Origin of the sequence: Collinsella sp. HCP3S3_D1 (assembly GCF_052064015.1) — a bacterium.
Classification (GTDB): Bacteria; Actinomycetota; Coriobacteriia; order Coriobacteriales; family Coriobacteriaceae; genus Collinsella.
Genome location: NZ_JBQHWK010000019.1, coordinates 1 through 13,481, shown reverse-complemented (window position 1 = coordinate 13,481; position 13,481 = coordinate 1). Strand labels below are relative to the sequence as shown.

General features: G+C 57.0%; 13 protein-coding genes. 9 read left to right on the top strand and 4 right to left on the bottom strand.

Annotated elements, in window-relative coordinates:
* Positions 1 to 9 precede the first annotated feature (9 nt).
* Positions 10 to 399: a hypothetical protein gene (locus ACTNDJ_RS07200; protein WP_441064151.1), complete on the bottom strand. Its 390-nt coding sequence runs from the start codon at positions 397 to 399 to the stop codon at positions 10 to 12.
* 76 nt (positions 400 to 475) lie between these two features.
* Between ACTNDJ_RS07200 and ACTNDJ_RS07195 the strand changes: the two genes are divergently transcribed.
* Complete coding sequence (locus tag ACTNDJ_RS07195) at positions 476 to 694, top strand: helix-turn-helix domain-containing protein (protein WP_427719445.1); 219 nt, start codon at positions 476 to 478, stop codon at positions 692 to 694.
* 317 nt (positions 695 to 1,011) lie between these two features.
* On the opposite strand, the gene ACTNDJ_RS07190 is transcribed toward ACTNDJ_RS07195, so the two are convergent.
* Positions 1,012 to 2,025: an asparaginase gene (locus tag ACTNDJ_RS07190; protein ID WP_427795021.1), complete on the bottom strand. Its 1,014-nt coding sequence runs from the start codon at positions 2,023 to 2,025 to the stop codon at positions 1,012 to 1,014.
* Between the two features lie 268 nt (positions 2,026 to 2,293).
* Between ACTNDJ_RS07190 and guaA the strand changes: the two genes are divergently transcribed.
* Positions 2,294 to 3,892, top strand: a complete 1,599-nt coding sequence (gene guaA / locus ACTNDJ_RS07185; RefSeq protein ID WP_427719448.1) for a glutamine-hydrolyzing GMP synthase — start codon at positions 2,294 to 2,296, stop codon at positions 3,890 to 3,892.
* Between the two features lie 129 nt (positions 3,893 to 4,021).
* On the opposite strand, the gene ACTNDJ_RS07180 is transcribed toward guaA, so the two are convergent.
* Complete coding sequence (locus tag ACTNDJ_RS07180) at positions 4,022 to 5,239, bottom strand: InlB B-repeat-containing protein (protein ID WP_441064152.1); 1,218 nt, start codon at positions 5,237 to 5,239, stop codon at positions 4,022 to 4,024.
* A gap of 973 nt (positions 5,240 to 6,212) precedes the next feature.
* Here ACTNDJ_RS07180 and ACTNDJ_RS07175 point away from each other — a divergent pair.
* From ACTNDJ_RS07175 to ACTNDJ_RS07160, 4 genes are all read left to right on the top strand, one after another.
* Positions 6,213 to 6,899 (top strand): LPXTG cell wall anchor domain-containing protein, encoded by a 687-nt coding sequence (locus ACTNDJ_RS07175; protein WP_441064153.1) that lies wholly within the window; start codon positions 6,213 to 6,215, stop codon positions 6,897 to 6,899.
* Between the two features lie 86 nt (positions 6,900 to 6,985).
* On the top strand, positions 6,986 to 7,237 hold the full coding sequence (locus ACTNDJ_RS07170; protein WP_441064155.1) for a hypothetical protein: 252 nt from the start codon (positions 6,986 to 6,988) through the stop codon (positions 7,235 to 7,237).
* A gap of 39 nt (positions 7,238 to 7,276) precedes the next feature.
* The gene (locus ACTNDJ_RS07165; RefSeq protein WP_123220203.1) at positions 7,277 to 8,077 is read left to right on the top strand and encodes an SDR family NAD(P)-dependent oxidoreductase; all 801 of its coding nucleotides are present in this window, start codon (positions 7,277 to 7,279) and stop codon (positions 8,075 to 8,077) included.
* A gap of 939 nt (positions 8,078 to 9,016) precedes the next feature.
* Positions 9,017 to 9,658 (top strand): hypothetical protein, encoded by a 642-nt coding sequence (locus ACTNDJ_RS07160; protein ID WP_441083496.1) that lies wholly within the window; start codon positions 9,017 to 9,019, stop codon positions 9,656 to 9,658.
* Here the strand turns inward: ACTNDJ_RS07160 and ACTNDJ_RS07155 are convergent.
* Positions 9,633 to 9,776: a LuxR C-terminal-related transcriptional regulator gene (locus tag ACTNDJ_RS07155; protein WP_441064162.1), complete on the bottom strand. Its 144-nt coding sequence runs from the start codon at positions 9,774 to 9,776 to the stop codon at positions 9,633 to 9,635. The genes ACTNDJ_RS07160 and ACTNDJ_RS07155 overlap by 26 nt on opposite strands.
* 398 nt (positions 9,777 to 10,174) lie before the next feature.
* On the opposite strand from ACTNDJ_RS07155, the gene ptcA reads away from it, so the two are divergent.
* The 3 genes from ptcA to ACTNDJ_RS07140 all read left to right on the top strand — a co-directional run bounded on the left by ptcA (position 10,175) and on the right by ACTNDJ_RS07140 (position 13,398).
* Positions 10,175 to 11,245 (top strand): putrescine carbamoyltransferase, encoded by a 1,071-nt coding sequence (gene ptcA, locus ACTNDJ_RS07150; protein WP_441056337.1) that lies wholly within the window; start codon positions 10,175 to 10,177, stop codon positions 11,243 to 11,245.
* A gap of 266 nt (positions 11,246 to 11,511) precedes the next feature.
* Entirely contained in the window at positions 11,512 to 12,942 is a 1,431-nt protein-coding gene (locus tag ACTNDJ_RS07145; RefSeq protein ID WP_441064158.1) for an APC family permease, read from the top strand.
* 306 nt (positions 12,943 to 13,248) lie between these two features.
* A complete protein-coding gene (locus tag ACTNDJ_RS07140; protein WP_441064160.1) occupies positions 13,249 to 13,398 on the top strand; it encodes an agmatine deiminase family protein in 150 nt (49 codons plus the stop codon).
* Positions 13,399 to 13,481 lie beyond the last annotated feature (83 nt).

Below are 13,481 nucleotides of genomic sequence, written 5' to 3'. Positions count from 1 at the left end.
CTTGCGCGTTTAGGCAACGAGCCTGCAAGCATATTCGATGGCTGCTGCGAGGCCGCCGCTCGATCGTGGTTGAAAGACCACATCGGCGGCGGCCTCGTTTTCGTATCCGGCACCGCGAAGGCAGAGCGCGATACCGGCTTCCAAGAGAAGGGGCAGGCCACGCCGGCTGGTTGCTATTACGGCAGCCTGATTGAGTGAGCAGCCGTGCGCTTGGCATTGGATGGCAAGTTCACCTTGCGCCGGGCAAGGGACCAAAACGGCGGCGACGCGACTTGATAGCAATGCAAATGCTGTGCGCTCATCGGGCGAAAGGCATTCTGCTTCAACGACGACGAGCTTGGGCGGTGCGCTGTTTGTGCGAAGCGTGGCTCGGTACATGCGGACCGAAGAACCCGACATAGAAAACTCCTGTATATTGGGCAAAACGTAAACTATAGTTTACGTTTTTGTTTTGCTCCATTTCAAACTCGTCTGCATGAACGAACATGCGAAACAGATTCTTGGCGAGCGAGTCGAGCGGACGCGCAAGGCCCTTGGTATCTCCAAGGTCGATTTTTGCGTGGCGGTTGGAATCAGCCGACCTTATCTCGATCAAATCGAAAGCGGAACGGCAAACAGCACGCTCGAGATTTTATTTAAACTTGCGCCCGCGCTTGGTATGACGGTGTCAGAGCTTCTCGAGGGCATTGAGTAGGCGTTTTTGCTAGATTTGTCGTTTGCTGAACGGGTCCCCCCGACGGCGGCGTGCAAAAACCCGAGTATTCAGCATCCCTCAATAAATTGACAGCAACCGAAGGCGCAAATACGATGCTTGCTGTTTTGGATTATCCACAAAATTCATTATTATGAGGAATAATAGACGCGTGGGACGAGCCTATCGAGCCGAAAAGCGATTTACAGCTAGCGATTTTAACGTTTCCGGAAGGGGCGGGTGCTGAAAACTCCGCTTTTTGCACGTTCCGAGAGGTACCACGTGCCCCACAAGGCCCAAAGAGGCGGATTTTGTTTTAGCTACACCATCGGGATGCGGTCATGGTTGACTTGGCTGTAGAACAGGCGCTGAATCTCGGCCGCATCACGTGACTGGCCGAGCGCCCACATGGTCTTGGCCACGAGCGTTTCGGTGGTCATATCGTCGCCGCGCAAAATACCCGGATGGTCGGCGTAGGCACGGCCGACCTCATAAACACCCAGATCGAGGCCCTCTTCGGGGACCTGTGTGGTCATAACGACGGTGCGACCCGAATCGACCCAGCGGAAAATCGCCTCCTGGAATGACTCGCCGGACTCGCCAAACTCGGGAATACCGCCAATGCCAAAGGTCTCCAGAATTACGGCGTCGTAGCTATCGGTCAGGGCGTCCAATATGCCTGGATTCACGCCGGGCGTGAGCTTAAGGACAAACACGCGCGGGTCGATACGGTCGTAGAAACGAACCGGGCTCTCATTCTGGTGGGTGCCGTGGAGCCCGTTGCGCACGATGCGGTCGTTGCGGATGTAGGCAATGGGCGGATAGTTGACGCTGATGAACGCGTTAAAGCTCATGGTGCGCTGCTTGCGGGCGCGCGTGCCGGCGATGGCCACACCGCCAAACACGATTGAGACGTCGTGTGAATGCTCGTCAAGCGCATAGAGCAGGCTCTGGTACAGATTGAGCTTGGCATCGGTAAAGGGGTTGCCCATGGGCTTTTGCGAGCCGGTGAGCACGATGGGCTTGGGGCTGTCCTGAATCAGGTAAGAAAGCGCCGCCGCGGTGTAGCTCATGGTGTCGGTGCCGTGCAGAATCACGAAGCCGTCGTGGTCGGCATAGCCCTCGACGATGACGTCGCGGATACGCATCCAGTCACTGGGACGCATATTGGTGCTGTCGATGTTCATGGGCTGCACGACGTCGAGCTCGCAGAGGCCCGAGATCTCGGGGACGCTCTGGGCGAGTTCCTCACCGGTTAGGGCGGGGGAGAGGCCGTTGCCGTCCTCGGTCGATGCGATGGTGCCGCCCGTGGCGATGAGAAGGATGCGCTTCATGTTGGTGTTCCTATCGTATTTGCCGCCCCAGAGGCGGAGTCGTTCGGCAGTATTGTGGCACAGGGTGTCCAATGTTCAAACGTATTACATCATCTGTAACGTTTGGTAACACTTCAATTGCCGTCAAATAGGGGCCCAGGTCGTGCGTTTGCCGTGCGCTGATGGCTGCGAGGGACGAGAAACCCCATATAACGTGTACACTATGAAAGTTATTCTCGTTTATTCGCGCGGGTGGGCATCGGCTCCCCGCCAACAAGAGGGGGAAACCATGGATCAAAAGGCTTCCGCAAAGGTCCTCGTACTCGACTTTGGTGCGCAGTACGGTCAGCTCATTGCCCGTCGCGTCCGCGACCTCAACGTGTATTCCGAGATTGTTCCCTGCGACATCTCGGCCGATGAGATTCGCGAGATGAACGCCTCTGCGCTCATCCTTTCCGGCGGCCCGGCCTCCGTGTATGCCGAGGACGCTCCGTCCATCGATCCTGCCATCTTTGACCTGGGCCTTCCCGTCCTGGGCTTCTGCTACGGCCATCAGATCACGGCCGTGACGCTCGGCGGCAAGGTCGGCCACTCAGAGGTGGGCGAGTACGGCCGTGCTACCATCACACGCACGGCCGGCGCCAAGCTCTTTAACTCCACGCCCATGCAGCAAACCGTGTGGATGAGCCACCGCGACGCCGTGTCCGAGGTGCCCGAGGGCTTTACCGTTACCGCCAGCACCGACGTGTGCCCGGTTGCCGCCATGGAGTGCCCCGAGCGCAAGATTTTCACCACGCAGTTCCACCCCGAGGTCAAGCACTCCGAGTACGGTCAGCAGCTGCTGAGCAACTTCCTGTTTGAGATCTGCGGCCTGGAGCCCAACTGGAGCATGGACAACCTGGTCGAGACCATGACAGCCGAGTTCCGCGAGAAGGTCGGTAACGACCGCGTGATTCTGGCCCTGTCCGGTGGCGTCGACTCCTCCGTCGTGGCTGCGCTGGGCGCTCGCGCCGTGGGCAAGCAGATGACCTGTGTGTTCATCAACCACGGCCTGCTGCGCAAGGGCGAGCCCGAGCAGGTGGAGGAGGTCTTCACCAAGCAGTTCGATGTCGACTTTATCCACGTTCACGCCGAGGACCGTTATGCCGAGCTTCTGGCCGGCGTGACCGAGCCCGAGGAGAAGCGCCGCATCATCGGTACTCAGTTCTGGAAAGAGTTTTTCGCCGTGGCGCAGCAGCTCGAGACCGATGGCAAGCCGGTCAAGTACCTGGCTCAGGGCACCATCTACCCCGACATCATCGAGTCCGGCGCTCGCAAGACGGGCGGCAAGACGGCCACCATCAAGAGCCATCACAACCTGATCCCGTTCCCCGAGGGCGTACACTTCGACCTCATTGAGCCGCTTGATCACTTCTTTAAGGACGAGGTCCGCGCGCTTGGTCTGGCACTGGGCCTGCCGGGTCATATCGTGTTCCGTCAGCCTTTCCCGGGCCCGGGTCTGGCCATCCGCATTATCGGTGCGGTCGACAAGGAGAAGCTCGAGATCCTCAAAAACGCCGATGCCATCGTGCGCGAGGAGCTGGATGCCTACAACCAGCGCCTGTTTGAGCAGACCGGCGAGCGCAACTCCGAGCACAGCTGCTGGCAGTATTTCGCGGTCCTGCCCGACATCAAGTCCGTTGGCGTTATGGGCGACGAGCGCACCTATCAGCGCCCGATCATCCTGCGTGCCGTCGAATCCAGTGATGCCATGACCGCCGACTGGGCCAAGCTGCCCTACGATGTGCTGGCCCGCATTTCCGGCCGCATCGTTGCCGAGGTTCCCGGCGCCAACCGCGTGTGCTACGACATTACGTCCAAGCCGCCCGCGACCATTGAGTGGGAATAAGAGAAAACTGGGAATAGAATTCCCAATTTTAGTAGGAACAGCGTAATTAGGTACGCGAATGGGAAGGGGAGTCCCGCGGGACTCCCCTCTGTTTAGATCGAGAATTAGAACGGTAACGTCACGTATGCTTTATGCGTGCTTGCGTTTGTGATACGCGGCTAACGCGATGCCGACTGCGATCAGGGCTGCTGCACTGAAGCAGAGGGATGCCAGGAGTGCCATCTGGTTGTCACCGGTCCGAGGGATTGTTGAGTTGGTGGGAGCGGAGTCGGCATTCTTCTTCCACTGGGCGTACAGGGTGGTGTCCTGGTCTGCGTTCTTCTTGGCGTCGAAGGCCTGCTTGCCTTCCTTGTCGTAGGTCCAGCCCTTGAAGGTATAGCCTTCGGCGGCGGGATCATCGATAAAGGTGATGGGCTTGCCCTTCTCGGTCTGCTTGGTCACACTGTCGCCGTGGCCGTTCATGTCGAAGGTGACATCGACCATTTCGATGATGGGAGTGGAGGGAGCTTCCCAGACAGCCGTGAAGGTGATGTTTTCTTTAGCGGTGTATTCGCCGATAAAGGGATCGGTGCCTTCGGAGCCCTTCATGATCCAGCCAACGAATGTGTAGTCGCCGTCAGTGCCTAGATTAGGGAGTTCGACGACACCGCCTTTGCTCACGGTCTTGGCCTCAGGAGCAGTGCCATATTTGGATTCGAAGGAAACGGTGACCTTTTCCTTTTTGGTCCATTTGGCGTAGACGGTCATGCTTGTAGCGGCGGTACCGTTGAACGAGGTGGTGAGGCTCTCATCGGTGAACCAGCCGCCGAAGTCATAGTCGGTATCGGTGGGCTCGGGCAGGGTGACGGACGTCCCCTTCTTGACCGTAATGGGGTTGATGATCTGGGTTCCGTGGCTGTTCATATTGAAGGTCACGGTGACGGTTTCGTAAAGCTCTGCTTTAGTGAATCGGGTAGTGGGTTTCGAGCCTTCAATGGAAGATGCTGCTTGATTGGTAGGAAGAATATCTTCACCAAAATAGGCGGTTAATACTGATCCATCTTCCGTTGTCAACTCAAGGACAGATGGGTGAATTGTATCTCCGCCGTTATTCGTGAAATGGGCCTCCAGGTGATCGTTCGAGCTATCTATTTTTATTTCAAGCGAAAGGTTCTTTTCATTTGCTTTAACGACGCCATATCCCGGCGCTTTGACTTCATTCCAAGTGGCAATGGGTCCCTCGCCTTCGGCCCAAGCGTAATTCTGGGCGCCGGAGAAGGTGAAAGCGCAAACGCCGACGATGGCTGCGAGCGTGAGGACGAAAACCGTCCGGCGCCTGGCCAAGGTCTCTTTAACCTGTATCTTCATCGTATCCTCCAATTCAAGCGTGCGTTCCCTATTGCAACATTGCATTTCATGTTAACAGAGAATTCTTTTCGGGCATGTCCCTTGCTCGGCTCGGGCTTGCTCTGGGCGGGGATGCTTCGTGGTCTTGATGGGGTGGGTGCCTAATTCGAAGGAGGCAGAATCTGGTTTGGTGGTGCAGAAAAGTAACAAATATGATTTATTAGAGAGGTAATTACATTCAAACGACGCATAGCCAACAAAGATTCGGTTATTCTTTACCAAATCGAAAAAACGCAGCAACACACTGTACGTCGTGTTGCGTTTTACGTTGGTTCAATTCGATGCGATTGGAGCAGACATGAGCTTCATGGATTCCAAATTCTCCAAATGGGGAGAGGTCGAAACTGCAGTTCTCTCCCAATCGCTTGCGAAAAGATTTGCGAGGGTGATGCTGGCGGCAGTGCTGGCAGCATCTTTTCTGCCCGTCGCAGCTTTCGCTGATGCCCCTGCAATCAGTGGCCCAAATCAGATTAAGTACTACATGACTGCACAATATACCAATAGAACATCAAGGTCTAACTATATTTGGGATTGGTCCACTGTGGACGGTGGAGCTATCAAAATCTCGTATCTTGATAGTCTTTATCCAGATCACAGTACCGTTTCTGTAACGGGAACTAAACTCGGCCACGTGACTTTGAAGGTTTCGGGGGGTGATGTGGCTGAGGAACGATTCGATATCGAGATTACAAAGCGTACCGTATATTTGTCTTCCGCGAACTACTCTAAGACCTATGACGGAAGGCCTCTTATCGGAGGAATTAGTGTCGATGGGGACGGTTGGGCTCCTTTTGACGAAGACAGAGTCCAATTCAATAGGACCTCTCGGACGAATGCTGGCGAATCGGAAAATACGTTTGACGTAGTGTTACCTTCAGGTAGTGAGGAATACTTCGAGGAACACTATAATCTTATTATCAGGGGGTATGGTGTCTTGACGGTCGAAAAGCGTCCGGTCAGCCTGACCTCCGCGAGTGGCTCCAAGGAGTACGACGGCAAGCCCTTGACCAATCACAAGGTCACCGTTGGGGAGGCTACCTGGGGCACTGGTTGGGTCGATGGCCAAGGTGCCACCTATTCTTTCACCGGCTCGCAGAAGATCGTCGGCTCCTCCGAGAATACATTCGAATGCATCCCCAACGAGGGAACCAATCTGGACAACTATCAGATCAACAAGACGTATGGAACCCTGACCGTTACCGACCGTAGCGAGAAGTACCAGATCACCCTCACTCCCAATTCCAAGTCCGTGACCTACGATGGCACCGAGAAGTCCGTATCCGGTTTCGAGACCCTGGAGTTCCAGATCAATGGTCAGACCTTCTACGTTTCCGGCGTTGAGGCTTCTGCAGCGGGCACCGATGCGGGCGAGTACCCTGTCAAGGTTTCCGGCCAAGCTGTCGTCATCGATTCCGACGGCAACGACGTGACCGACCAGTTCACCGTGAACATCGACGATGCCAAGCTGACCATCGTCGGGGGCGACTCCGATAAGTCTGCATCCAATCTCCCTCACACCGGCGATAGTGCCGCCCCCTATGCAATGGGCATCTGCGGCGTTGCGATCGCTGCCGGTGCTGGGGCGCTCTTCACGTTCAGAAAGCGCAACAACTATAAATAAGCACGGATACCATTGGTGCAGCTCCATTGAAATGAAGCGCTAAGATAATCAGAAAAGGCACCTTCCCGTCTGGGAAGGTGCCAACTTTGTGCGCCGAGCATGGCATGTCAGAGAGCAAGCGTTTTGTTGAGGGAGTAAATTGTTTGCCAGCAGCCTATGACCATGCTAAATCTGTCTACTATTCAAACAGAAAAACGAGCAGCTCAACATATTTTCCTGCAGAAAAGAATACGGCAGTGCACGCAACGCGGCCGGCCCCTTCCCTTCCTGCCGAAATCCCCACGCCTGCCATCCGCTTTTTCTATGCAAATATTCACAAAAACGCGAAAAAGGAATAAAAATACCTTATCGATTAATTTGACGAGAAAGGGAACACAATGGGTAGACTCGAAGGCAAAGTTGCTATCGTAACGGGCTCCACCAGCGGTATTGGCATCGGTATCGCAAAGGTATACGCAGCCGAGGGCGCAACGGTTGTTATTAGTGGCCGTCGTGCCGAAAAAGGCCAAGTTGTAGTTGATCAAATTGTTGAAGCAGGCGGCAAGGCAAGCTTCCACTATTTCGACATTACCGAACCAGCAAGCATCGAAGCGCTTATTGCAGACACTGTAGAGCAATACGGCAAGCTCGACATTTTGGTAAACAATGCAGCAAACGTTGCCCTCAAGGACGGTCGTGTTGACGAGCTCACCCTTGAAATGTGGGACGCTATTTTGGAAAGCGACCTGCGTGGCACCTTCTATGCAACGAAGTGCGCTATCCCCTACATGAAAGAAATTGGTGGCGGCGCAATCGTAAACATTGGCTCTATGGCATCATGTGCAGGCGACTTAGGTTCTACCGCTTATGCATGCGCCAAGGCGGGCGTAGACATCTTCACGCAATACGTTGCCTTGCAATACGGCAAAGACAACATCCGCTGCAATTGCATCCGTCCAGGCTTGATTGTTACGCCAGAAAACGAGGCGAAGGTTCCTCAGATGCTCAAAGATATCTTCTTGGGTAGCATCATGGTTAACCGCTACGGTTGCCCAGAAGACATTGCTCATGCAGCCGTGTATTTTGGCTCCGATGAAAGTACCTACACCACGGGACAGATCATCAACGTTGACGGCGGCATGAATTCGCACGCTCCAACCGTTGCTCAGTTCCGCCAGATGAATTCCCGCACGTGGTAATTCGTACAGGCGAATAGACCAGTACGAAAGCGCGAACGCGAGAATGCGGAAAGCGTGAACGCATGAACGCATGAACGTGCTAAAGTGTGAAAGCGCGAAGGTGCGCATGACTGAATGCGCGAAAGCACACCACGCACGCAAAAGATTTCTTGCAGATAGAATCTACATGGCCACCCTTTGCGGGTGGCCATGTTTTTTGTGCAGGCAATCTGTTGGCTAAGGCTTATAGGACAAAATGTGTGTCCACGTTGGGGGCATCGGCACAGGTCGATGCCCCTTTTTCAGCCGTTTGAATTTCGTGCCCGCTTTTAACCGCTCGGACAGAATGTGTGTCCGGTTGCCTATCGTTCCCGCAGGCAGATAACCTTTTCCGGAACCGTTAAAAACCCTTTCGGAAGAGGTGCCCATGAAGACCGTCTATTGCCCCTACCGCGGCGGTCGGGCCTTCAGGAGCAGGACGGCCGAGTTCCGGGAGGTCTGACCCATGCCCGAGTGCGTCGACGAGGTCCACAGGGTCGTCTTCGTCGACGGCATATACCTCGCCAGGGACCTCGTCGTCCTCATCGCGCGGTTGCGAAGGTGTGGCCGCAAACCATGGTCCAGCTCTGCCTTTGGCATGCTTTCTCCCAGGTGAACAGGCACATGACTAGCAGGCCGAGGCTGAGGGCGGGGATGCTTCGTGGTCTTGATGGGGTGGGTGCCTAATTCGAAGGAGGCAGAATCTGGTTTGATGGTGCTGAAAAGTAACATATTTGATTTATTAGAGAGGTAATTACATTCAAACGACGCATAGCCAACAAAAACTCGGTTATTATTCACCATATGGAAATAGAGTTTGTAGGTTCTCAGACCGATTGTGGCACATCGAAAAATGCGATTCGTGTAACGCTCGACCCGTCTATTGCCGAATATTACAACATCGTGAAGAACGAAGGTAAATTGACGGTCGAAAAGCGTCCGGTCACCCTGACCTCCGCGAGTGGTTCGAAGGAGTACGACGGCGAGCCGCTGACCAACGACGATGTTATCGTCGGGGGCACTGGTTGGGTCGATGGCCAAGGTGCCACCTATTCTTTCACCGGCTCGCAGAAGATCGTCGGCTCCTCCGAGAATACATTCGAATGCATCCCCAACGAGGGAACCAATCTGGACAACTATCAGATCAACAAGACGTACGGAACCCTGACCGTTACCGACCGTAGCGAGAAGTACCAGATCACCCTCACTCCCAATTCCAAGTCCGTGACCTACGACGGCACCGAGAAGTCCGTATCCGGTTTCGAGGCCCTGGAGTTCCAGATCAATGGTCAGACCTTCTACGTTTCCGGCGTCGAGGCTTCTGCAGCGGGCACCGATGCAGGCGAGTACCCTGTCAAGGTTTCCGGCCAAGCCGTCGTCATCGATTCCGACGGCAACGACGTGACCGACCAGTTCACCGTGAACATCGACGATGCCAAGCTGACCATCGTCGGGGTCGACTCCGATAAGTCTGCATCCAATCTCCCTCACACCGGCTGCGGCCGCCCCCTACGGGATCAGCCGCTTCGGCCGTTCTTCATCCCTTCCAGAACAGCTGGGTGAGTTCTTGGCGGGTGGTGGTGCCGGTTTTCTTCAGAATGTTGTGCACATGGGCCTGCACGGTGCCCAGGGCCAGTTGCGGCGAACTGGCGATGTTCTGGTTGTCCTCGCCCTGCAGCACCTCTTTCAAGATGACGCGCTCGCGCGCGGTCAGGTGACAGTGCTCGCAGAGGGCGAGGAGCAGCTCGTCTACGTATTCTTGGGCATCGGGCGCGTCGGTTCCTTAGAACGGAGGCGCAAGGTGTTGACAGCGGCGCACAGGGCGAAGAAACCAGTTCAATATCAATCCGTCTAGGCGTTAGGACTAGTTAGGATTAGTTAGGATTAGCTAGGATTAGCCAGGGTAAGGTGTGCGGTGAGCTAATGTAATCTGAAAATAATCCTGGTTATTTCTTCTCAAAACTACGGGTGCGTCCCATGCTGTGTGGCGCAAGGGAGCGTCTCGCTCATTTCGGGGCGCTTCATGGGAGCGCGGTCCGCAAGGGGCGGTCCGGCCAACGAATTTTGAAGGAGATTTCAATGGTCAAGGATTACATCGACACCAACGACTTCACAAAAGAAGAGCTGCTCGGCATGGTAGATCTGGCCATCGCCATGAAGGGGCTCATCAAGGAGGGCGGCGAGTACCCGCACCTGCTGAAGGACAAGACCCTCGGCATGATCTTCCAGCAGGTGTCCACCCGTACCCGCATCTCCTTCGAGACGGCCATGAGCGACCTCGGCGGTCACGCCCAGTTCTTCGGACCCGGCTCCATCCAGCTGGGTGGCCATGAGTCCATCGAGGACTCCGGCCGCGTTATGGGAAGCCTCGTCGACATCCTCATGGCCCGCGTCGATCGTCATAAGGATGTAGTGAGCTTGGCGAAGTACTCCGCGGCCCCCGTCATCAACGGCATGAGCGAGTACAACCATCCCACCCAGGAGCTCGGCGACCTCATGACCATGATCGAGAACTTGCCCGCCGGTAAGAAGATCGAGGACTGCAAGTTTGCCTGGATCGGCGATGCCACCCAGACCTGCGCGTCGCTCATGTTCATCTGCACGAAGATGGGCATGGACTTCGTGCAGTTCGGACCGAAGGGGCATCAGATTCCCGACGGCTGCCTGCATATTGGCACCGATGAGGAGCGCGCCGAGTTCGGCAAGCATCTCATGGCTATCGGCGAGGAGAACTGCAAGGTCTCCGGCGGCACCATCACCATTTCCGATGACATCTCCTGCATCGAGGGCGCCGACTTCGTGTACACCGATGTGTGGTACGGCCTCTACGACAGTGAAGTCTCCAGCTCCAGCTACATGGATGTGTTCTATCCGAAGTACCAGGTGACCTGGGATATGATGAACGTTGCCGGTCCGAACAGCATGTTCATGCACTGCCTGCCCGCCAACCGTGGCGAGGAAGTCGTCGACGAGGTCATGGACGATCCCGAGCGCTCCCTGTGCTGGGTCGAGGCCGAGAACCGCAAGCACTCCATTCGCGCCATCCTGGCCACTCTGTGCCCCCAGAGCGAGCCCGACGAGCAGAAGGCTGCGGCATACCGCGCCACCATCAATGAGCGCATGGCCGCTCTCGGTAAGCACGGTCTGTAAGACGTACCAGGTCGGGCGAGCTACGGCTCGCCCGCCTTCGCAGGAGATGGGCGACCTCATGGCCATCGGCGAGGAGAACTGCAAAGTCTCCGACGACAACCGAGTGCATCAAGGGCGCCGACTTCATCTACACCGACGTGTGGTATGGCCTGTACGATGCTTTCTGATGGGCGGCAGCAGATGCTTGTCTCTTGCTGCCCATCATCTGCGCCACTGCGCGTAAGCACTGGCGCCCTGTCTGAAAACGACTGAGCAAAGGATTAAATATGAGTGACGGAAAGAAAAAGCTTTCCTTCCTGACGGTCATTTCGACCATCATCTGCGTCGTCTTCGTTTGCGAGGCCGCCGCTCCTGCTGCTGCCATTGGCAACCAGCAGTTCTTCTGGTGGATCTTCCTGATCCTGACCTTCCTGCTCCCTTACGGCATGGTCGTCGCCGAGCTCGGCACCACCTATGACGGCGAGGGCGGCATTTACGACTGGGTACGCGATGGCCTGGGCGACAAGTGGGGCGCCCGCATTTCGTACTACTACTGGGTCAACTACCCGCTGTGGATCGCCTCGCTGGCGACCATGTTCCCCGACATCCTGGGCATGGTCTTTGGCGTCGAGTTCAACCTGATCGCCAAGATGGGCATCGAGCTCGCCTTCGTGTGGATCGTCTACCTCATGGGCCGCTCCAAGGCGGCCGACTCCGAGTGGGTCCTCAACGGTGGCGCCCTGATCAAGGTCGCCGTTGCCGTCATCGTCGGCGCCCTGGGCATCTGGTATGCCATGGAGAACGGTTTCGCGAGCGACATGTCCGCCGCCACCTTCCTGCCCGAGCTCACCAACACCAACGCCCTGGGCTACCTGTCCATCATCATCTTCAACTTCATGGGCTTCGAGGTTATCTGCACCATGACCGATGATATGGCCGATCCCGCTCGCGATATCCCCAAGGCTATCGTCGTCGGTGGCGTGGCTATTGCCGTCATCTACCTGTTCGCTGGCTTCGGCATCGGCGCCGCCATCCCGGCCGACTCCATCGACCCCGACTACGGCATGATCTTCGCAGTCCAGACCATGGTGGGCGATTCCGTGCTCTTCAAGGTCATCTGCATCGCCTTCCTGATCACCCTGTTCGCCAACATGGCCGCCTGGTCCTTCGGCGTCAACTCCGTCGCCCGCTACGCCGCCGAGCACGGCAACATGCCCAAGGTCTTCGCCTCGATGATCTCCGAGGACGACATGCCCAACGGCGCCAACCTGGTCAACGCCGTCGTCGCCTCCCTGGTCCTCTGCCTGCAGCTCGTTCCCGTCGACGCCATCTCCAACGGCGTCTTCTGGATGCTCTTCGGCACCTCCGTCGTCTTCCTGCTGCTCACCTACATCCCGATGTTCCCGGCGTTCCTCAACCTCCGCAAGAACGACCCCAACCGCGAGCGCATCTTCACGTTCCCGTTCAAGGGCGCGATGATGAAGGTCATGCTGGCCATCCCCTGCATCGAGCTGATCCTGGCCATCGTCGCGACGCTGGCGCCGTTCTCCGCCGCCGAGATCGGCGAGAAGGTCCCGATGATCATCATCTTCATCGTGCTCATGCTCATCGGCGAGGTCGTCCGCGTCGTCAGCGCCAAGGGCCGCGAGACCGAGTACAAGGGCCTCACCCCCGAGCTGGCCGCCCAGCGCCTCGCCGAGGAGGCCGAGGAGAACTAGGGCACCCGGTTCCGGGCACCCCGGCCTCCTCGGAGGTGTGCCCGGGCGACGGGTCCGCCAACCATTCCCCGGGGCGGGTGCAGGCGATAGCTCCGGCAGCCGCCGACCGCCCCGACCCCTCTCCCGTATCCCTCGTGCGCCCTGTCTCCGCGCACCTGGCTACGTCGTCGCCCGCCGGTGCGACCCCGTGAAAACCGGCGCCGGGCGCCCCGACCTCTGCCGGGGGACGGGCGCCCGCCATCTCTTGGTCCTAGGCCGCGGGCAGCCCGCCCGCGGCAGACGATCGTCCGGTTTGGAGGAAATCTTATGCGTACGATCACCGAGTCCGAGTCCACCCCTAGGGCCGACGGCTTCTTCATGCCCGCCGAGTTCGCCCCCCAGGACCGCGTGTGGATGGGCTGGCCCCACCGCACCGACACCTGGGCCCACGGCGCCAAGCCCGCCCAGAAGTGTTAGCGTCAATCTATTTTTCACCAGTTTCGCTAAACAGGCGCGCCGTTCGCGCAAAGGCGGTTTCACCGGTTGCGCTAACGTATTTT